Origin of the sequence: Streptomyces sp. DG1A-41 (assembly GCF_037055355.1) — a bacterium.
Classification (GTDB): Bacteria; Actinomycetota; Actinomycetes; order Streptomycetales; family Streptomycetaceae; genus Streptomyces.
In genome coordinates, this window is record NZ_CP146350.1 from 7,138,766 (window position 1) to 7,154,768 (window position 16,003).

Annotated in this window: 13 protein-coding genes and 1 pseudogene; 7 read left to right on the forward strand and 7 right to left on the reverse strand. The window is 72.0% G+C overall.

The features are described from left to right. Positions 1–65: 65 nt before the first annotated feature. Positions 66–494 carry a hypothetical protein gene (locus V8690_RS33285; RefSeq protein WP_338783787.1) on the reverse strand — a complete coding sequence of 143 codons (429 nt, stop codon included), beginning with the start codon at positions 492–494 and terminating at the stop codon, positions 66–68. Between the two features lie 198 nt (positions 495–692). Next, positions 693–1,754, reverse strand: a complete 1,062-nt coding sequence (gene zapE / locus V8690_RS33290; RefSeq protein WP_338783788.1) for a cell division protein ZapE — start codon at positions 1,752–1,754, stop codon at positions 693–695. 73 nt (positions 1,755–1,827) lie between these two features. Here zapE and V8690_RS33295 point away from each other — a divergent pair, with 73 nt between their 5' ends. The 5 genes from V8690_RS33295 to V8690_RS33315 all read left to right on the forward strand — a co-directional run bounded on the left by V8690_RS33295 (position 1,828) and on the right by V8690_RS33315 (position 6,820). Beyond that, entirely contained in the window at positions 1,828–2,643 is an 816-nt protein-coding gene (locus tag V8690_RS33295; protein ID WP_338783789.1) for a pyrimidine reductase family protein, read from the forward strand. Between the two features lie 252 nt (positions 2,644–2,895). Further along, the gene (locus tag V8690_RS33300) at positions 2,896–3,369 is read left to right on the forward strand and encodes an indole-3-glycerol phosphate synthase (RefSeq protein ID WP_338783790.1); all 474 of its coding nucleotides are present in this window, start codon (positions 2,896–2,898) and stop codon (positions 3,367–3,369) included. Between the two features lie 81 nt (positions 3,370–3,450). After that, positions 3,451–4,842: a UDP-N-acetylmuramate--L-alanine ligase gene (murC, locus tag V8690_RS33305; RefSeq protein ID WP_338783791.1), complete on the forward strand. Its 1,392-nt coding sequence runs from the start codon at positions 3,451–3,453 to the stop codon at positions 4,840–4,842. A gap of 14 nt (positions 4,843–4,856) precedes the next feature. After that, entirely contained in the window at positions 4,857–5,264 is a 408-nt protein-coding gene (gene msrB / locus V8690_RS33310) for a peptide-methionine (R)-S-oxide reductase MsrB (RefSeq protein WP_338783792.1), read from the forward strand. Positions 5,265–5,326: 62 nt separating this feature from the next. Continuing rightward, positions 5,327–6,820 (forward strand): glycoside hydrolase family 3 N-terminal domain-containing protein, encoded by a 1,494-nt coding sequence (locus V8690_RS33315; protein ID WP_338785535.1) that lies wholly within the window; start codon positions 5,327–5,329, stop codon positions 6,818–6,820. Positions 6,821–6,878: 58 nt separating this feature from the next. On the opposite strand, the pseudogene V8690_RS33320 reads toward V8690_RS33315, so the two are convergent. Next, positions 6,879–8,146 (reverse strand): annotated as a pseudogene (locus V8690_RS33320) (glycosyl hydrolase). 8 nt (positions 8,147–8,154) lie between these two features. On the opposite strand from V8690_RS33320, the gene V8690_RS33325 reads away from it, so the two are divergent. Both V8690_RS33325 and V8690_RS33330 read left to right on the forward strand, forming a co-directional pair. After that, complete coding sequence (locus V8690_RS33325) at positions 8,155–9,702, forward strand: BadF/BadG/BcrA/BcrD ATPase family protein (protein ID WP_338783793.1); 1,548 nt, start codon at positions 8,155–8,157, stop codon at positions 9,700–9,702. Positions 9,703–9,782: 80 nt separating this feature from the next. Then, positions 9,783–11,963, forward strand: coding sequence for a glycoside hydrolase family 3 N-terminal domain-containing protein (locus V8690_RS33330; protein WP_338785536.1), 2,181 nt, complete (start codon positions 9,783–9,785; stop codon positions 11,961–11,963). On the opposite strand, the gene V8690_RS33335 is transcribed toward V8690_RS33330, so the two are convergent. The 4 genes from V8690_RS33335 to V8690_RS33350 form a co-directional block, all read right to left on the reverse strand. Further along, on the reverse strand, positions 11,927–12,805 hold the full coding sequence (locus V8690_RS33335; protein WP_338783794.1) for a carbohydrate ABC transporter permease: 879 nt from the start codon (positions 12,803–12,805) through the stop codon (positions 11,927–11,929). The genes V8690_RS33330 and V8690_RS33335 overlap by 37 nt on opposite strands. After that, positions 12,802–13,839 (reverse strand): sugar ABC transporter permease, encoded by a 1,038-nt coding sequence (locus tag V8690_RS33340; RefSeq protein WP_338783795.1) that lies wholly within the window; start codon positions 13,837–13,839, stop codon positions 12,802–12,804. Before V8690_RS33340 ends, V8690_RS33335 begins: the two co-directional genes overlap by 4 nt. A 2-nt stretch (positions 13,840–13,841) precedes the next feature. Next, on the reverse strand, positions 13,842–15,215 hold the full coding sequence (locus V8690_RS33345; protein ID WP_338783796.1) for an extracellular solute-binding protein: 1,374 nt from the start codon (positions 15,213–15,215) through the stop codon (positions 13,842–13,844). 127 nt (positions 15,216–15,342) lie between these two features. Beyond that, the gene (locus tag V8690_RS33350) at positions 15,343–15,969 is read right to left on the reverse strand and encodes a peptidyl-prolyl cis-trans isomerase (protein WP_338783797.1); all 627 of its coding nucleotides are present in this window, start codon (positions 15,967–15,969) and stop codon (positions 15,343–15,345) included. Between the last annotated feature and the right edge of the window lie 34 nt (positions 15,970–16,003).

Sequence of the window (16,003 nt, forward strand, 5' to 3'; positions counted from 1 at the left end):
CCTGGCGCGCAGTGGGGGCGCGTCGGACGGGCATGACAGAGGGGGGGATGGAACTGCTTTGTTCCTCAGCAGCGGAAGACCTGAAGCGCTGCCGGAGTGTGCGACGCCGAGGATCTCGACGCGCGTTCGTGCGCGACGCCGGGTGTGACCCGTTCCGGTGCTGTCGGCGGGATGTGCCTCAGCAGCGGCCGCTCGGGCGCCGAGGGCGCCGACTCGGCGCTGTGGAACCGGTCGCGGGTCCGCAGGGGGCCGGTCGGGCCCTCATGGTGTCCGGCGCGGCAGGTCGCGATCTCGTCGCGCAGAGCCTTCCCGGAGAACTTGGTTCCGGGGCGCGAAGACTTGCCGGAGGGTTCAGTTCCAGGCTGAGCCTTGGCCTCGACTTCACGGGGCGTGTGCGCGGATGCGAAGGATGCCGTCGGTGCGAAGAACTGGAGGGCGAGCAGGACGGCGGCGAGGATCGAAACCACGGTCCGTGCCGTCGTACCTCGGCGCATGCGCCCCCCTTCAGTGATTCGCACATCTAGCGATGACCAACACTTAGTCAATGGTCGGTCAAGAAACACGTTAACCCTGCAAAGTCGTTTGCAGGGTTAACTTAACGTTTCAAGCTGAAGAGAGCCTGAAAACCGTAGGCGGATTGGCTTGAATCAGCCCTTGCCCCCACGGGAGTTGGCACGGTATTGGGGTTGTGGTTACCGAGAGTTCGCCAGCTTGGCCGCGTCGCGGGCCAGGGCGGTGAGCCGGGAGATGGCCCGGAAGTACTTCTTGCGGTAGCCGCCGTTCAGCATCTCCTCGCTGAAGAGCTGGTCGAAGGGCAGACCCGAGGCCAGCACGGGCACTTCACGGTCGTAGAGCCGGTCCGCGAGGACGACGAGCCGGAGCGCCGTCGACTGGTCGGGAACCGGCCGCACGCCGGTGAGGCAGACGGCCGTGATTCCGTCGGTCAGGGCGCCGTACCGGCTGGGGTGGACCCGCGCCAGATGGTCCAGGAGGGTCGAGAACGCGTCGAGGGAGGCGCCCTCGGTGGCGTACGCCGCCTTGGTCACCTGTTCGTCGGAGTACGGCGGCGGCGCCTCGGGCAGGCCACGGTGGCGGTAGTCCTCGCCGTCGATGCGCAGGGCGCGGAAGTGGGCCGACAGGCCCTGGATCTCGCGCATGAAATCGGCCGCGGCGAACCGGCCCTCACCGAGCTTGCCGGGCAGGGTGTTGGAGGTGGCGGCGAGCGCGACGCCCGCGTCGACGAGCTTGCCGAGCAGGGTGGAGACCAGGACGGTGTCGCCGGGATCGTCGAGCTCGAACTCGTCGATGCACAGCAGGCGGTGGCCGGAAAGGGTCCGGACGGTCTGCTGGAACCCGAGGGCGCCGACCAGGTTGGTCAGCTCCACGAAGGTGCCGAACGCCTTGCGGGCGGGCTCGGCCGGGGTGGCGTGCCAGAGGGACGCCAGCAGGTGGGTCTTGCCGACGCCGTAACCGCCGTCGAGGTAGACGCCACGCGGGCCGGCCGGGGCCTTCTTCGGCGCCTTGCCGAACCCGAACAGCCGCCGCTTGCCCGAGTCGGCCGTCCCGTCCAGACCCGCCGCGAAGCCCTCCAGAACCCTGACGGCCTCCGTCTGGCTGGGCTGGTTCGGGTCCGGGATGTACGTGCTGAAGCGCACCGAGTCGAACCGCGGCGGCGGCACCATCTCGGCGACCAGCCGATCCGCGGGAACGCGCGGCTCACGGGCGCACAGGGAGAGCGGGGCCGCGTCGGTCATGGGGCCGGTTCCGGAGGGGGCAGGGGGAGAGGACACGGTTCACCATGCTACGGGGCGTGGAACACTGCACGGCATGCGACGTCTGTTCCCTGTGACCGATGAAACAGCAGCTCCGGACCCGGGCGGGATGCCCGGGGAGGGGGGCCGTGACGGGGCCGGACGGGAGTGGAGTCTGGCCGAGCTGGCCGCCGCGTACGCCTATCCCGAGGCGGGGCCCGGCGGGCCGCTGCCCTGGCTGCGCGCCAACATGGTGTCCACGCTGGACGGGGCCGCCCAGCACGACGGCCGCTCGCAGCCCATCTCCAGCGCGACCGACATGCGGATCTTCGGCACCCTGCGGGCGCTGGCGGACGTCGTGGTCGTCGGCGCGCAGACGGTGCGCCAGGAGGGGTACCGGCCGGCACGCGCGCGTGCCGAGTTCGCGCAGACGAGGGAGGCGGCCGGGCAGGGCCCCGCCCCCGCGATCGCGGTCGTCTCCGCCAGCCTGGACCTGGACTTCTCGCTGCCGCTGTTCACCTCGCCCCTGATGCCCACCCTGATCATCACGGGAGCCTCGGCCGCCCAGGACCGGGTCGCCGCCGCCGAGAAGGCGGGCGCCCGGGTGGTCACCGCCGGGGACGGCATCGGCGTGGACCCCGCCCGTGCCGTCCGGGCCCTCGCCGCCCTCGGCCACACCCGGCTGCTGACCGAGGGCGGCCCGCGGCTGCTCGGGCAGCTGGTGGCCGCCGGAGTGCTCGACGAGCTGTGCCTGACCGTCTCCCCGATGCTCACCGCGGGCGGCGCGCAGCGCATCGCCGGGGGGCCCGCCCTCACGGTGCCGCAGCGCTTCAGGCTCGTGTCGATGCTGGAGGAGGACGGCTTCCTGTTCACGCGGTACGCGCGGTCCTGACGTACTGAACCGCGCGGCACGGGGTACAGATGTCGGCGGCCGGGAAGTCGAACCGGTCGGTTGGTCCGGAATCGGGGGCAGTGGTCGCCGCCGGTCCGGTCATCGGTGAAATGTGCCGTTCCGTTTGTTTTCGGAGGGCACACTGGATCCGGCAGTACCCGTGCGAACACGGGGCAGGATGGTTTTCGCAGGGCCCGGCACGGCCCACGGAGGAGTGGGGCCGCAGGCCCCCGGGAGCAGAAGGGGCGCCTGGTGTTCACAAGCGTATTGATGATCGAGAAAGCCCTGACGTCCGCCGACGTGGAGTTCGTCACGACCCTGCACGGGGAGGAGCCGGTCTCCTTCCAGGTGCTGCTCCAGCCGCGCGGCGAGCAGGCGGACCGGTTGCTGCGGGCCATCGACGACATCGCGCTCGGCGAGCTCGACGAGGCCGTGCGCGAGGGGGAGACGCCGGAGGGCGAGGAGGCGCTGAGCGTCGGGCAGCGGGCCCTGGAGGTTTCGCTGGCGGCGTTGCGGGCGTCAGGGAACGAGGCCGAAGGGCGGCTGATCGAGGATCATCCGCTGGACGCGCTGAAATCCCTGGTGGAGGAGGTCGGGGCGGATGAGGTCATCGTGCTGACCGACCCTCACTACGTGGAGGAGTTCTTCCACCGGGACTGGGCGTCGCGGGCTCGGCACAAGGTCGGCGTGCCGGTGCTGAAGCTGTTCTCGCACAGCAAGGCGTAGCCGCCGGCGATGTCAGCATCCGTGAAGGCTTCGGCATAGGCTGTGCCGCTGAACGTTCCGCACACGTACAGGGAGACACGCATGGCACCCGGCCTTCCCACCGCCATGGACCGACCGCACTTCATCGGCATCGGCGGGGCAGGGATGTCGGGGATCGCGAAGATCCTCGCGCAGCGCGGGGCCGTCGTGGCGGGCAGTGACGCCAAGGAGTCGGCGACGGCCGAGGCGCTGCGGGCGCTGGGTGTGACGGTGCACACCGGGCACGCGGCGGAGCACCTGGCCGACGACGCCAGCTGCGTGGTCGTGTCCTCGGCGATCCGCCAGGACAACCCCGAGCTGGCCCGCGCGGCCGAGCTCGGCATCCCCGTCGTCCACCGATCCGACGCGCTCGCCGCCCTGATGGAGGGCCTGCGCCCGATCGCGGTCGCCGGTACGCACGGCAAGACGACCACGACCTCGATGCTGGCGGTGTCGCTGAGCGAGCTCGGCCTGAAGCCGTCGTACGCGATCGGCGGGGACCTGGACGCGCCCGGCTCCAACGCGCTGCACGGCGAGGGCGAGATCTTCGTCGCCGAGGCGGACGAGTCGGACCGCAGCTTCCACAAGTACGTGCCCGAGGTCGCGATCGTCCTCAACGTCGAGCTCGACCACCACGCCAACTACGCGTCGCTGGACGAGATCCACGCGTCGTTCGAGACGTTCGTGGACCGCGTCACCGAGGGCGGCACGCTGGTCATCGCGGCCGATCAGGAGGGTGCGCGGGAGCTGACGCGCCGGGTCGCGGGGCGCGGCGTGCGGGTGGTGACCTACGGCGAGTCGCAGGACGCCGGCGTGCGCATCGTGTCGGTCGTGCCGCAGGGCCTGAAAAGCGAGGTCACCGTGGTGCTGGAGGGCAAGGAGCTGACCTTCACGGTCTCCGTGCCCGGCCGCCACTACGCGCACAACGCGGTGGCCGCGCTCGCGGCGGGCGTGGCGCTCGGCGTCCCCGCCGAGGAACTGGCCCCGGCGCTGGCGGCGTACACGGGCGTGAAGCGGCGGCTCCAGCTGAAGGGCGAGGCCGCGGGCGTGCAGGTCATCGACTCCTACGCGCACCACCCCACCGAGATGACCGCCGACCTGGAGGCCATGCGCGCGGCTGGGGGCGACGCCCGGATCCTGGTCGTCTTCCAGCCGCACCTCTTCTCGCGGACGCAGGAGCTGGGCAAGGAGATGGGCCAGTCCCTGGCCGTGGCGGACGCCTCGGTCGTGCTGGACATCTACCCGGCCCGTGAGGACCCGATCCCCGGCGTGACCAGCGAGCTGATCATCGAGGCGGCCCGGGCGGCGGGCGCGGACGTGACGCCGGTGCACGACAAGGCGGACGTCCCCTCCGTGGTCGCGGGAATGGCGAAGCCGGGCGATCTCGTTCTCACCATGGGGGCGGGCGACGTCACCGACCTCGGCCCGCGCATCCTGGACCGTCTGTCGAACTGAGGGGCTGGAGGCTCATGCCGTACGACGTCGAGAAGCCGGACGAGCAGTGGCGCGCGGAGCTGACCCCGGGCGAGTACGCGGTCCTGCGCCAGGCGGCCACGGAGCCCGCCTTCACCGGTGAGTACACCGACACCAAGACGCGGGGCGTCTACTCCTGCCGCGCCTGCGGAGCGGAGCTGTTCACCTCGGACACGAAGTTCGAGTCCCACTGCGGCTGGCCGTCCTTCTTCGATCCCAAGGACACCGACGCGGTGGAACTGATCGAGGACCGTTCCCACGGCATGGTCCGCACGGAGGTGCGCTGCTCCCGCTGCGGTTCCCATCTCGGGCATGTGTTCGAGGGTGAGGGGTATCCGACGCCCACGAACCAGCGGTACTGCATCAACAGCATCGCGCTGCGGCTGGCGCCCGAGGAGGCCTGAGCCGCTCGCCGATGAATCGGTGAACCACGGGGCCGTTGACTTACGGCTGAGTGAGCCAGAAGATGTCCGGGGTGACCTCCTCCACGCGCACCTCCGCAGTCCCCGCCGGCCTCCCCGCCGACCTCGACGAGGCCGCCCACCGCTGTCTCGTCGCGGGGTTCGACGGGACGACGGCCGTTCCGGACGAGCTCAAGCGGCTCGTCGACCGGGGGCTCGGCGGGGTCATCCTGTTCACCCGCAACGTGCGGGACGCGGAGCAGGTGCGGCGGCTCGCCGACGAGCTGCGGGCCCTCCGGCCCGACCTGCTCGTGGGGATCGACAACGAGGGCGGCGGGATCGGGCACCTGGTGGGTGCCGGCGCTCCCGAGGTGCCCGGGTCGTTCGCGCTCGGTGTCGCCGACGACCCCGGACTGACCGCCCGCTGTGCCGACGCCCTGGCCGGGCATCTGGCCTCGCTCGGCATCACGGTCTCCTACGCCCCGGTCGCCGACCTCCAGCATCATCCGCGCAACCCGATCGTGCGCACCCGCTCCTTCGGTGCCGAACCCGCGCTCGCCGCCCGGCACCTGCGGGCCTGGATCGCCGCCACCGAGGCGCGTGGCATCGCCTCCTGCGCCAAGCACTTCCCCGGGCACGGCGGCACCGAGACCGACAGCCATCACGGCATCGCCGTCGATCCGCGGCCGTACGACGAACTGCGGGCCGACCTCGAACCGTTCCGGGCGGCCGTCGACGCGGGCGTGCCGATGATCATGAGCGCGCATGTCGTGTTCCCGGCGCTGGACCCCGAGCGGCCCGCCACCCTGAGCCGCCGCATCCTGGGCGATCTGCTCCGCCACGAGCTGGACTTCGACGGGGTGCTGGTCAGTGACGCGCTGGAGATGAGGGCGATCGCCGACCGCTACGGCGAGGCCGCCGGAGCGCGGATCGCCCTCGCGGCCGGTGCCGACCAGGTCATCGTGGCCGTGCCGGACCTTCAGGTCACCCTGGCCTGCCGGGACGCGGTGCTCGGCGCGCTGAGCTCGGCCGTGCTGTCAGAGGAGCGGCTGCGGGAGGCCGCCGGGCGGGTGCGGCGGCTCGCCGGGCGGTACGCGGTTCCGGTCGGGGCGGTCGACAGCTGGGAAGCGGGGGCCGGGCTGGAGGCGGCCCGCCGGGCCGTCCGCAGCCGTCCGGTGCCGCCGGTCGTGCGTGGTGCCCACGTCGTCGACCTGTTCCCGCCGCCGCACCCCGCGCTCAACTGGGGCGGCGAGGACCTGCTGACGCAGGTGCGCGCCGTCGATCCCACGGCCACGGGGACGGCGGTCACCGGGGAGCCGGCGGATCCGGCCGCCGTCGTGGACGGGATCGTGCGCGCGTCCGGTGCGGCGCCGCTGGTCGTCGCCACCTGCGACGCCGGGCTGCACCCCTGGCAGGAACGGCTGCGCGCCGCCCTGCTGGCCCGACGGCCCGATGCCGTACGGGTCGACACCGGGCTGCCGGAGGGCGGCGCGCTGTGCTCCTACGGACGGGGGCGGGCGAACCTGCGGGCCGTCGCCGAGGTGCTGGCGGGCGGCTGAGCCCGTAGGGGGTGGGTGCCGGGCGTCGCAAGGGCAGGCGGGACTTTGCGGGCGCCCCCTACGGCACTCGTACGGCCTCCTTGATGCCGCGCGCCGCCAGGTACGCGGCGTCGTCCGCACGGGCCGCCAGGACCACCGCCGGGCGGACGCCCTCCGTGCGCAGGGCCATCCAGGCGTCGAAGTACGCGCCTTGCGGGCCGGACACGGAACGCGTGGACGGCGTGCAGTCCAGGACCAGGGCCGTGTCGCGGGGGTGGGCCGGGTGGTGCCCGGCGCGGACCTCGGCGACCGTTTCGGCGAGGGCGGTCGCGATCGGCTTGGCGCCGCCCCGCGCGTCGAACAGGCCCAGGGTGTACTCCAGTTCCGGATAGTCGGCCAGCGAGCGGTCCACGTCGTGGGAGCACCACCACGTCACGCCCCACAGGCCCTCGCACCCGGCCGCGTTCCGTACGGTCGCCCGGGCGAACTCGGGCGCGTCCGCCGCCGGGATGTGCGGTTCCGGGGCGCCCGTCTCCTGGACCCAGACCGGGCGGGCCGGGTCCTCGGCGTAGGCCTTGGCGAGTTCCGTGCCGTACTCGGCGAGATGCAGCACCTGCGGTGAGCGGGGACCGTAGCGGCGGGCGCAGTCGCCGGAGAACACCCAGGGGTGGACGGTGGTGACGTCGCCCTTGCGGGCCGAGGCCTCGGGGGTGAAGGGGTGGTCGTCGCCGTACCAGGCCGCGTCGTAGGCGGAGTGGGTCGCGAGCCTGCCGGGGGCAGGTGCTCGCGAGCGGCGGCCAGCAGGGTGTCCAGGTAGTGGTCCACCTCGTCCGGGGTCACGGGGTTGTGCTCGACCAGGTTGTTGAGCTCGTTGCCGAGCTGGAGACCGATGAGGTTGGGGCGGCCGGCGAGGGCGCGGCCCAGGGTCCGCAGCAGCTCGGCCTGGGCGGCGACGGCCTCCGGGTCGGTGAAGACGTTGCGGTGGTGCCAGCTGCGGGTCCACTCCGGGTAGAAGTCGAAGCTGGACAGATGGCCCTGCACGCCGTCCACCAGGACGTCGAGACCCGCCTCGGCCGCCAGGTCGACCAGGTGCGCCAGCTGGTCCACGGCGGAGGTGCGGATGAGTGTGCGGTTGGGCTGGAGGAGCGGCCAGAGGTGGAAGACCCGGACGTGGTCGAGGCCGAGCGCGGCGATCTGGTCCAGGTCCTCGCGGGCGTGCGCCGGATCGAAGTCGTGCCAGGAGTGGAACCAGCCGCGGCGGGGCGTGTAGTTGACGCCGAAGCGGAGCATAGGGATGGGATCCTCCTCGCGTCGAGGCTTGCCCTGTGTGAATGCATCAATCACCATAGTCGGCGATGGATAATGAATTGAACCAGGAGCGTCAAGGCCCCTCGTCCCTGGTGGTCGGTCTCGACGCGGGCGGCACACGGACCCGGGCTGTCCTGGCGACCGCCGACGACGGGCGTCCGGTGGGCGAGGGCGCCGCCGGGCCGGGCAACGCCCTGACCGTGCCGGTGCCGCAGCTCACCGAGCACCTCGTCGAGGCCGTCGGGCGGGCCGTGCCGGTGCCGGTCCGTGACCGGGTCGTGGCCGTGGCCGGCGGGTTCGCGGGCGCGACCGGCGCCGCCGCCGACGAGCCGGGGTGGCGCAACGCCCTGACCGCCCTCACCGCCGCCCTGCGCCGGCTGGGCATCGACGCCGGCCCGCCTGTCATCGTCAGCGACATCGAGGCGGCCTTCGCCTCCACCGCGGGCGCCCCGGCCGACGGCCTCGCCCTCGTGGCCGGCACGGGCGCGGTCGCCATGCGCATCACCGAGCGGCGCGGCACCGCCACCGTGGACGGCGACGGCTGGCTCCTCGGCGACGACGGCAGCGGCTTCTGGATCGGCCGCGCGGCGGTGCGGGCCGCCTTGCGCATGGCCGACGGCAGGGGCGCGCCGACCGTGCTGGCCGAGGCGGTGGGCCTGGAACTCGGGGTGCCGGGCGACGCGCTGCCCGGCGGGGGCGTGGCCGGTGGAGCGGTGCGGAGACTGTCCCCCGACGTGGTCCCAGGCACCGCGGAGGGCACGTCGCGTGACGGGCGGCACGAGGCGGTGCCGCCGATGACCGGGCCGACCACCACGGGCGGGCGGCTGTCCGGCCCGGGGCAGACCGGCGCGGGTGGGCGGACGGCTGGTCCGGGGCAGTCGGGACAGGCCGGCGCGGACTGGCGTGTGGCTGGTCCGGGACAGCCTGGAGGGGCTGGGGCCGTGGGCGGGCGGCGGGGCGGTGCGGCACAGGCTGGAGGGGCCGGGGGCGCGGGTGGGCCGTCGGCTGGTGCGGCAGAGACCGGCGCGGGTGGACGGACGGCTGGTCCGGGGCAGTCCGAAGGGGCTGGGGCCGGCGCCGCGGGTGGGCGGTCGGCCGGTGCGGCACAGGCCTGCGTGGGTGGGCGGCCGGCCGGCTCGGCACAGACCGGAGGGCGCGGGGTCGCTGCCGGCGGCGTGGCCGGTTCTCCGGCCGTCGGTCGGCGCCCCCTCCCGCCCTGCGACGACACCCCCTGGTCCCGCCCCCACCGCGAGGCCTACCGCAGGCACCTGCTCCCCGCCGTCATGGCCGAGCCCCCCGTCCGCCTGGCACGGCTCGCGCCGCTGGTCGTCGCGGCGGCCCGGGACGCCGAGGACCCGGTCGCCCTGGCGATCCTCGACGAGGCGGCTGACCAACTCGCGGAAACGGTACGGGCATTGGAGCCGAGCCCGGGGGAGCGGGTGGTCGCCACCGGCGGACTGCTCGGCCCCGACGGCCCCCTCACCGACCGCCTCGAAGCCCGCCTCCACGCCCTCGGCCTCACCCTCGACTGGGTCCCCGACGGCTGCCGGGGCGCCGTCGCCCTGGCCCGCCTCGCCCACGGCGGCCGTACGTGACCGCCACCCGGCAGGGCACGCCCGTGTACCGCGACCCCACCGCCCCGGTCGACGCTCGCGTCCGCGACCTGCTCTCCCGTATGACCCTGCGCGAGAAGGCCGGCCAGCTCAACCAGCGGATGTACGGCTGGGACGCCTACCGCCGCACCCCCGACGGCGGCTTCGAGCTCACCGACGCCCTGTACGCCGAGACCGAGCGCTTCGCCGGACTCGGCGCGCTGTACGGGCTGCTGCGCGCCGACGCCTGGTCCGGGGTGGACCACGCCACCGGATCCGGTGCCGGGGACGGCGCCGAACTGGCCCACCTCGTCCAGCGCCACGTCCTCGAGCGCAGCCGGCTCGGCATCCCGGCCCTGTTCGTCGAGGAGGTGCCGCACGGGCACATGGCCCTCGACGGCACGGTCCTGCCCGTCAACCTGGCCGTCGGCGCCACCTGGGACCCCGGGCTGTACGAGCGGGCCGCCGCGCACGCCGCCGCCGAACTGCGCGCCCGTGGCGGGCATGTCGCCCTGGTCTCGGCGCTGGACATCGCCCGCGACCCGCGCTGGGGGCGGACGGAGGAGTGCTTCGGCGAGGACCCGTACCTGGCCGCCCGGCTGACGGAGGCGTTGGTGCGCGGCATGCAGGGCGCACCCGCCGAGCACTTCCCCGCCGACAAGGCACCCGTCGTCCTCAAGCACTTCGCCGGGCAGGGCGCGACCGTCGGGGGTCGCAACTCCGCCGAGTCCGAGCTCGGACTCCGGGAGCTGCACGAGATCCACCTCCCGGCCGCCCGTGCCGGGATCCGTGCCGGGGCCGCCGCCGTCATGGCCGCGTACAACGAGGTGGACGGCCTGCCCTGCTCCGGGAACCGCGCCCTGCTCCACGAACTGCTCCGAGAACGCTGGGGTTTCCAGGGTCTCGTCATGGCGGACGGACTGGCCGTGGACCGGCTGGCCCGGATCACCGGGGACAAGGTCTCCGCGGGAGCGCTCGCGCTCGAATCCGGTGTGGATCTGAGCCTGTGGGACGAGGGCTTCACGCATCTGGAGGCGGCGGTCGAGCGGGGGCTGGTGAATGAGGCGGCTCTCGACAAGGCTGTCTCGCGCGTCCTGCGGTTGAAATTCCGCCTGGGACTGTTCGAACAGCCCTACCGCACCTGCCCGTTGCCGTCCCCGGCCGTCGGACGCGACCTGAGCACCGCCCTCGCCCGCGCCGGCGTCACCCTCCTCCACAACGACCACGGTGTGCTGCCCATATCCCCGGCGGCCGTCTCCCGTATGGCCGTCCTGGGCCCGCACGCCGACACCGTCGCCCACCAACTGGGCGACTACACCGCCCCGCAACGGCCCGGCACCGGCACCAGCGTCCTCGACGGGCTGCGGAAGCTCGCCCCGGCCGGCGTCGACATACGCCACGCCCGGGGCTGTGCCCTCACCGGCGGCGATCTGTCGGGCATCCCCGAGGCGATCGCCCAGGCCGCCGCCTGTGATGTCGCCGTGCTGGTGCTGGGCGGCAGCAGCGCACGTTCCGCCGGGACCGCGTTCGACGCCAACGGGGCCGCGCGCACCGCCGTGTCCGAGATGACCTGCGGCGAGGGAGTCGATCTGGCCGGACTGCGGCTGGGCGACGCGCAGTACGCGCTCCTGGAGGCCGTGGTCGCGACGGGGACGCCGACAGTGGTCGTGCTGGTCCAGGGCCGCCCGCACGTCGTGCCCGGCACGGCGGCCGCGCTGCTCACCGCCTGGTACCCCGGGCCGTGGGGCGGTGAGGCGATCGCCGAAGTGCTGCTCGGCCTCGCCGAGCCCGTCGGCCGGCTGCCGGTCTCCGTGCCCCGCTCCGCGACCCAGCTCCCCGTCTACTACAACCACAAGGACACCGAGTACGGAGGTTACGTGGACGACAGCGCCGAGCCGCTCCACTCCTTCGGGCACGGACTGTCGTACACGAGCTTCGCGTACGGCCCGCCGCGGCTGTCGGGACACACGGTCGAGGCCGACATCACCAACACGGGCCGGCGCCACGGCCGTTCCGTCGCCCAGCTCTACCTGCGCCGGCTGCGGACCCCCGTCTGGCCGCGCACGCTGGAACTGCACGGCTTCCAGGCAGTCGACCTGGCGCCGGGCGAGACCCGCACCGTCGCGTTCCCGCTCGGCGCCGACTTCCGTACGGCCGTCCCGCCCGGCACGGTGGTCGAGTTCCGGGTCGCGGCATCCGCGCGGGCCGCCCTGACCGCCGTACCGACTCAGAGCTTCACGGCCCCCGAGGAAACCCCCTTGTAGAACCACCGCTGGGTGATGACGAACAGCACCAGCACGGGAATCACCGAGATCACCGAGCCCGCCATCACCATGCGCTGGTCGTAACCGAAGGACGAGGTCTGGAGCCGTGCCAGGCCCAGCGTCAGCGTGAAGTGGTCCTCGGTGCGCAGCACGATCAGCGGCCATAGGAAGTCGTCCCAGGCGCTGATGAAGGTGTTGATGGTGACGACGAGGATCGCGCCGTAGGCGGACGGCAGGTAGAGGTACCGGAAGCGTTTCCACTCGCCCGCTCCGTCCAGCATCGCCGCGTCCTCGATCTCGCGCGGCACGGCGAGGAACGCGGCCCGCATGATGAGGACGTTGATCGCGGCGACGAAGCCGGGCAGCCAGACGCCGACCAGGTTGTCGACCAGGCCCATGTCCCGGATGCTGAGGAACAGCGACACCATGATCGACTCGAAGGGGAACATCATGGACGCCAGCAGCACCACCCAGACCAGCTTGCGGCCCTTCCAGCCCGGCTTGGACAGCATGTAGCCGGCCATGGTGGAGAAGACGAGCTGGCTGGTGATGGACAGCACGGCGACGAACACGCTGTTCCTGATGTACGTCCACACCGGCACCTGGTCGAAGACCTCGCGGTACGCCCGCAGCGACGGGTGACGGGGGATCAGGGAGGCGCCCGCGCCGAAGACGTCCTCGCCCGCGCCCTTGAGGGACGACAGCAGCTGCCACAGCAGCGGGCCGACGGTGATGAAGAGGACGAACACCAGCAGCAGGTAGCGGACGACCAGTTCGCGCGGGCGGCCGTAGTCGCGCCAGCGGGGCATCGGACGTCGGCCCTTGTCGACGGCTGTCGTCATGCCTCGTCCTCCTTCGTCAGGCGCTGGGCGAGCAGCGTGAGGCCAAGGGTGAGTGCGAACAGGGCGACGCTGACCGCCGCTCCGTAGCCGGCGTTGCCGGTGAGCGGGTCGAGGCCGACGTCGCGGATGTAGAAGGGCAGCGTGCGGTCGGCGCCGCCGGGGCCGCCCGTGGAGCCGCCGAGCATGTAGATCTCGGTGAAGACCCGCAGGGAGCCGATGCCGGTCAGGGTGCCGACCAGCATCATCGACTGGCGTACGCCGGGCACGGTGACGTTCCAGAAGCGGCGCACGGGACCCGCCCCGTCCACGGCCGCCGCCTCGTGCAGTTCCCTGGGGACGTTCCCGAGGGCGGCCAGGTAGAAGATCATGTACCAGCCGAGGCCCTTCCACAGCGTCAGGCCCATCGCCGAAAGCAGGATCAGCCACGAGTCGGACAGGAACGGGATGGCCTCGCGGATGATGTGGGCCTTCTGGAGCCAGGTGTTGACCAGTCCCTGGTCGCTCAGCAGCCACTGCCAGCTCAGGCCGACGACCACGCTGGAAGCCAGGACCGGCGTGTAGAACGCCGAACGGAAGAAGCCGATGCCCGGCAGGTTCTTCTCGACGAGGATCGCGAGCAGCAGCGGCAGCAGCACCATCAGCGGGACGACGAACAGCGCGTACAGCAGGCTGTTGCGGGTGGCCAGCCAGAAGTCCGGATCGCTCAGCATCCGGCGGTAGTTGGCGAGACCGACGACGTCGTACGCCCCGCCGAGCGGCTTGGCGTCGGTGAAGGAGACGACGACCGTGTTGAGGAACGGAAAGACCCCGAACACGGTCGCGCCGACGATCGCCGGGGTCATCCACAGCCAGGGCAGCCACCAGCGGCGGTAGAGCGCCGCGCCCCCCGCGTCGGCGCTCGGGCCGGGCGTGACGAAGCGGAGGGCGCGGCGCAGGGGCCCCGGCGGGCCGGGCGCGGGCGAAGCGCCGGGGCGTCGGGCGCCCGCACCCGGGGGAGCGGGGACGGGCGCCTTGTGGACGGTCGGTTGGGTCATCCTCAACTGCCCTGCTCGATCAGCTGGTTCGCCTTGGACTGCGCCTCCTTCAGAGCGTCCTCGGCGCTCTTCTTGCCTTGCATGGCCAGCTGGATCTGGGCCGAGATGGCGTTCAGCTCACCGGGCGTCAGCGCGATCTCGTCGGCCGTGGCGGTCTTGCGGTCACTGGCGACGATCTTGCGGGCCTGGGCGAAGGGGTCGTCGCCCTTGACCGACTGGAAGAACGGGTCGTTCAAGGAGGCCGTGGTGGACGGGAAGATGACGACGTTCGGGTCCTTGGCCCACTCCAGCTGGTTCTCGGCGTTCGTCAGGAACTGCGCGAAGGCCAGCGCCGTCGAGGCGTTCTTGCTGGTGGACGCGACGCCGATGTACTGCGGGGCGCCGACCGTGTGGCCGAGGGCGTCCAGCATGTAGCGGGCCACGCCGGTCTTCTTGTAGACGCTCGGGTTGTTCTGCTGGATGAACCGCAGGAAGTTGGGGTTGGTGGGGCCGTAGACCAGCTTGCCCTGGCCGTAGACGTTGGCCGGGTCCTGCGTGGAGGACAGCGAGTCCCTCGGCATGCCGCCGGCCTTGTACAGGCTTGTCATGGCCTCGACCCACCGAGCCGTCTTCGGGTCGTCGGCGAAGGTGAACTTCTTGCCGTCCGGGGAGAGGACCTTGATGCCCATCTGCTGCCAGTCGGCCGGGATGCGCAGCTGCGGGTTGGCGAGGAACGCGTAGTACTTGCCGTCGGAGGCCTTGGCTATCTTCTCCGCGTCGTCGAACAGGCCGAGCACGGTCGCCGGAGGTTTCGCCGGGTCCAGGCCCGCCTTCTTCATCAGGTCGGTGTTGAAGGTCTGCACGATGCCGCCGGAGTACCAGGGCAGCACGCTGTGCACCTTCTTGCCGTCCGCGTCGGCGTACATGCTGGACTTCCACAACGCGGGCACGAACGGCTTGCCCGCGTCCGGTGCCTTGTCGTCCAGGTTCAGCAGGTACCCGTTCTTCGTCAGCGCCACCGCCGTGTTGACGTTGATGTTCACCACGTCCGGCAGCGTGCAGCCCTGCGCGTCGGCGACCAGGCGCTGGGTGAAGGTGGCGTCGCCCGGGTCGTCGATCCAGTTGACCTTGGTGCCGGGGTGGGCCTGCTCGAAGGCGGCGATGACGCCGTTGAAGTACTTCCCGAAGTCCTTCTTCAGGTTGGTGGTCTGGAAAGTGATCTTTCCCTTGACGTCGCCGGAGAGCTTGCCGGAACCGACGTTGCCCTTGTCGACCTTGCAGCCGCCGGCCGTGGCGTCACCGCCGCCGGAACCGCCGCCGGACAGGCCGCAGCCTGCGGCCGTCAGCGTCAGGACGACCAGACAGGTCAGGGATCCGGTGAGTCTTCTTGCGTGCATTGCTGCCCTCCTGGGACCAGTCGGTGCTGGCTCAAATCACCAAGTTGGACTTCGATTGATGAAAAGGTGGACCAGAATTCATCGGAGGTCAATGGTTTGCCGTGTTGCTGTTCGGTTGCGCAGGCGATCAGTGCCGGTGTTCGTGGTCCGGGTGGGAGGGGTCGCCGGGGTGTTCGTGGCCTTCGGCGTACACGACGTCCGCGCGGGCCTGGTCGAGCCAGTCGAAGAACGCGCGTCGGGCTGTGGCGTGCCGTAGCTCTTGTCCGATGCCCTCGCGGACGTGGTCGTAGGGGAGGACGTCCGACGGTTCAACGGTGTCGAACGGGTCGACACCGCGCCTCAGTGCCTCGGGGGTGAGGAAGCGGTCTCGGTTGCGGTCGTAGTAGTCCCGTACGGCCGCCTCCGGGATGTGCTGCTCGCGTTCCAGTTCGGCGAGCAGGGCCCGGGCGGCCGGGGAGTGGGCCAGGGCCGCCGCGACGATGCTGCCGAGGTCTGCGACGGCGGTTTCGGGGACGGTGAGCAGGCGCATCGGCAGTACCTCGTCCGGTGGGGCGAGGCCCCGTTCCGCGCAGGCGCGGCGGGCGAGTTCGTCGGTGACGACTATCTGGGTTGCCCAGCGTTGTCGTTGGCGTTCTGCGCGGGCCGAGAGTGCCGCGATGTGTAGTCGTGCGGCTGCGGCGGTGTCGTGGTTGATCGCGCGGTTACCCGCGCCCCTGAGAGGCGCTGTCCCGCCGGCGTTCAAGAAGACGGACACGCGTGCCTTTGGGATCGGGTCCCCATGGACGGTA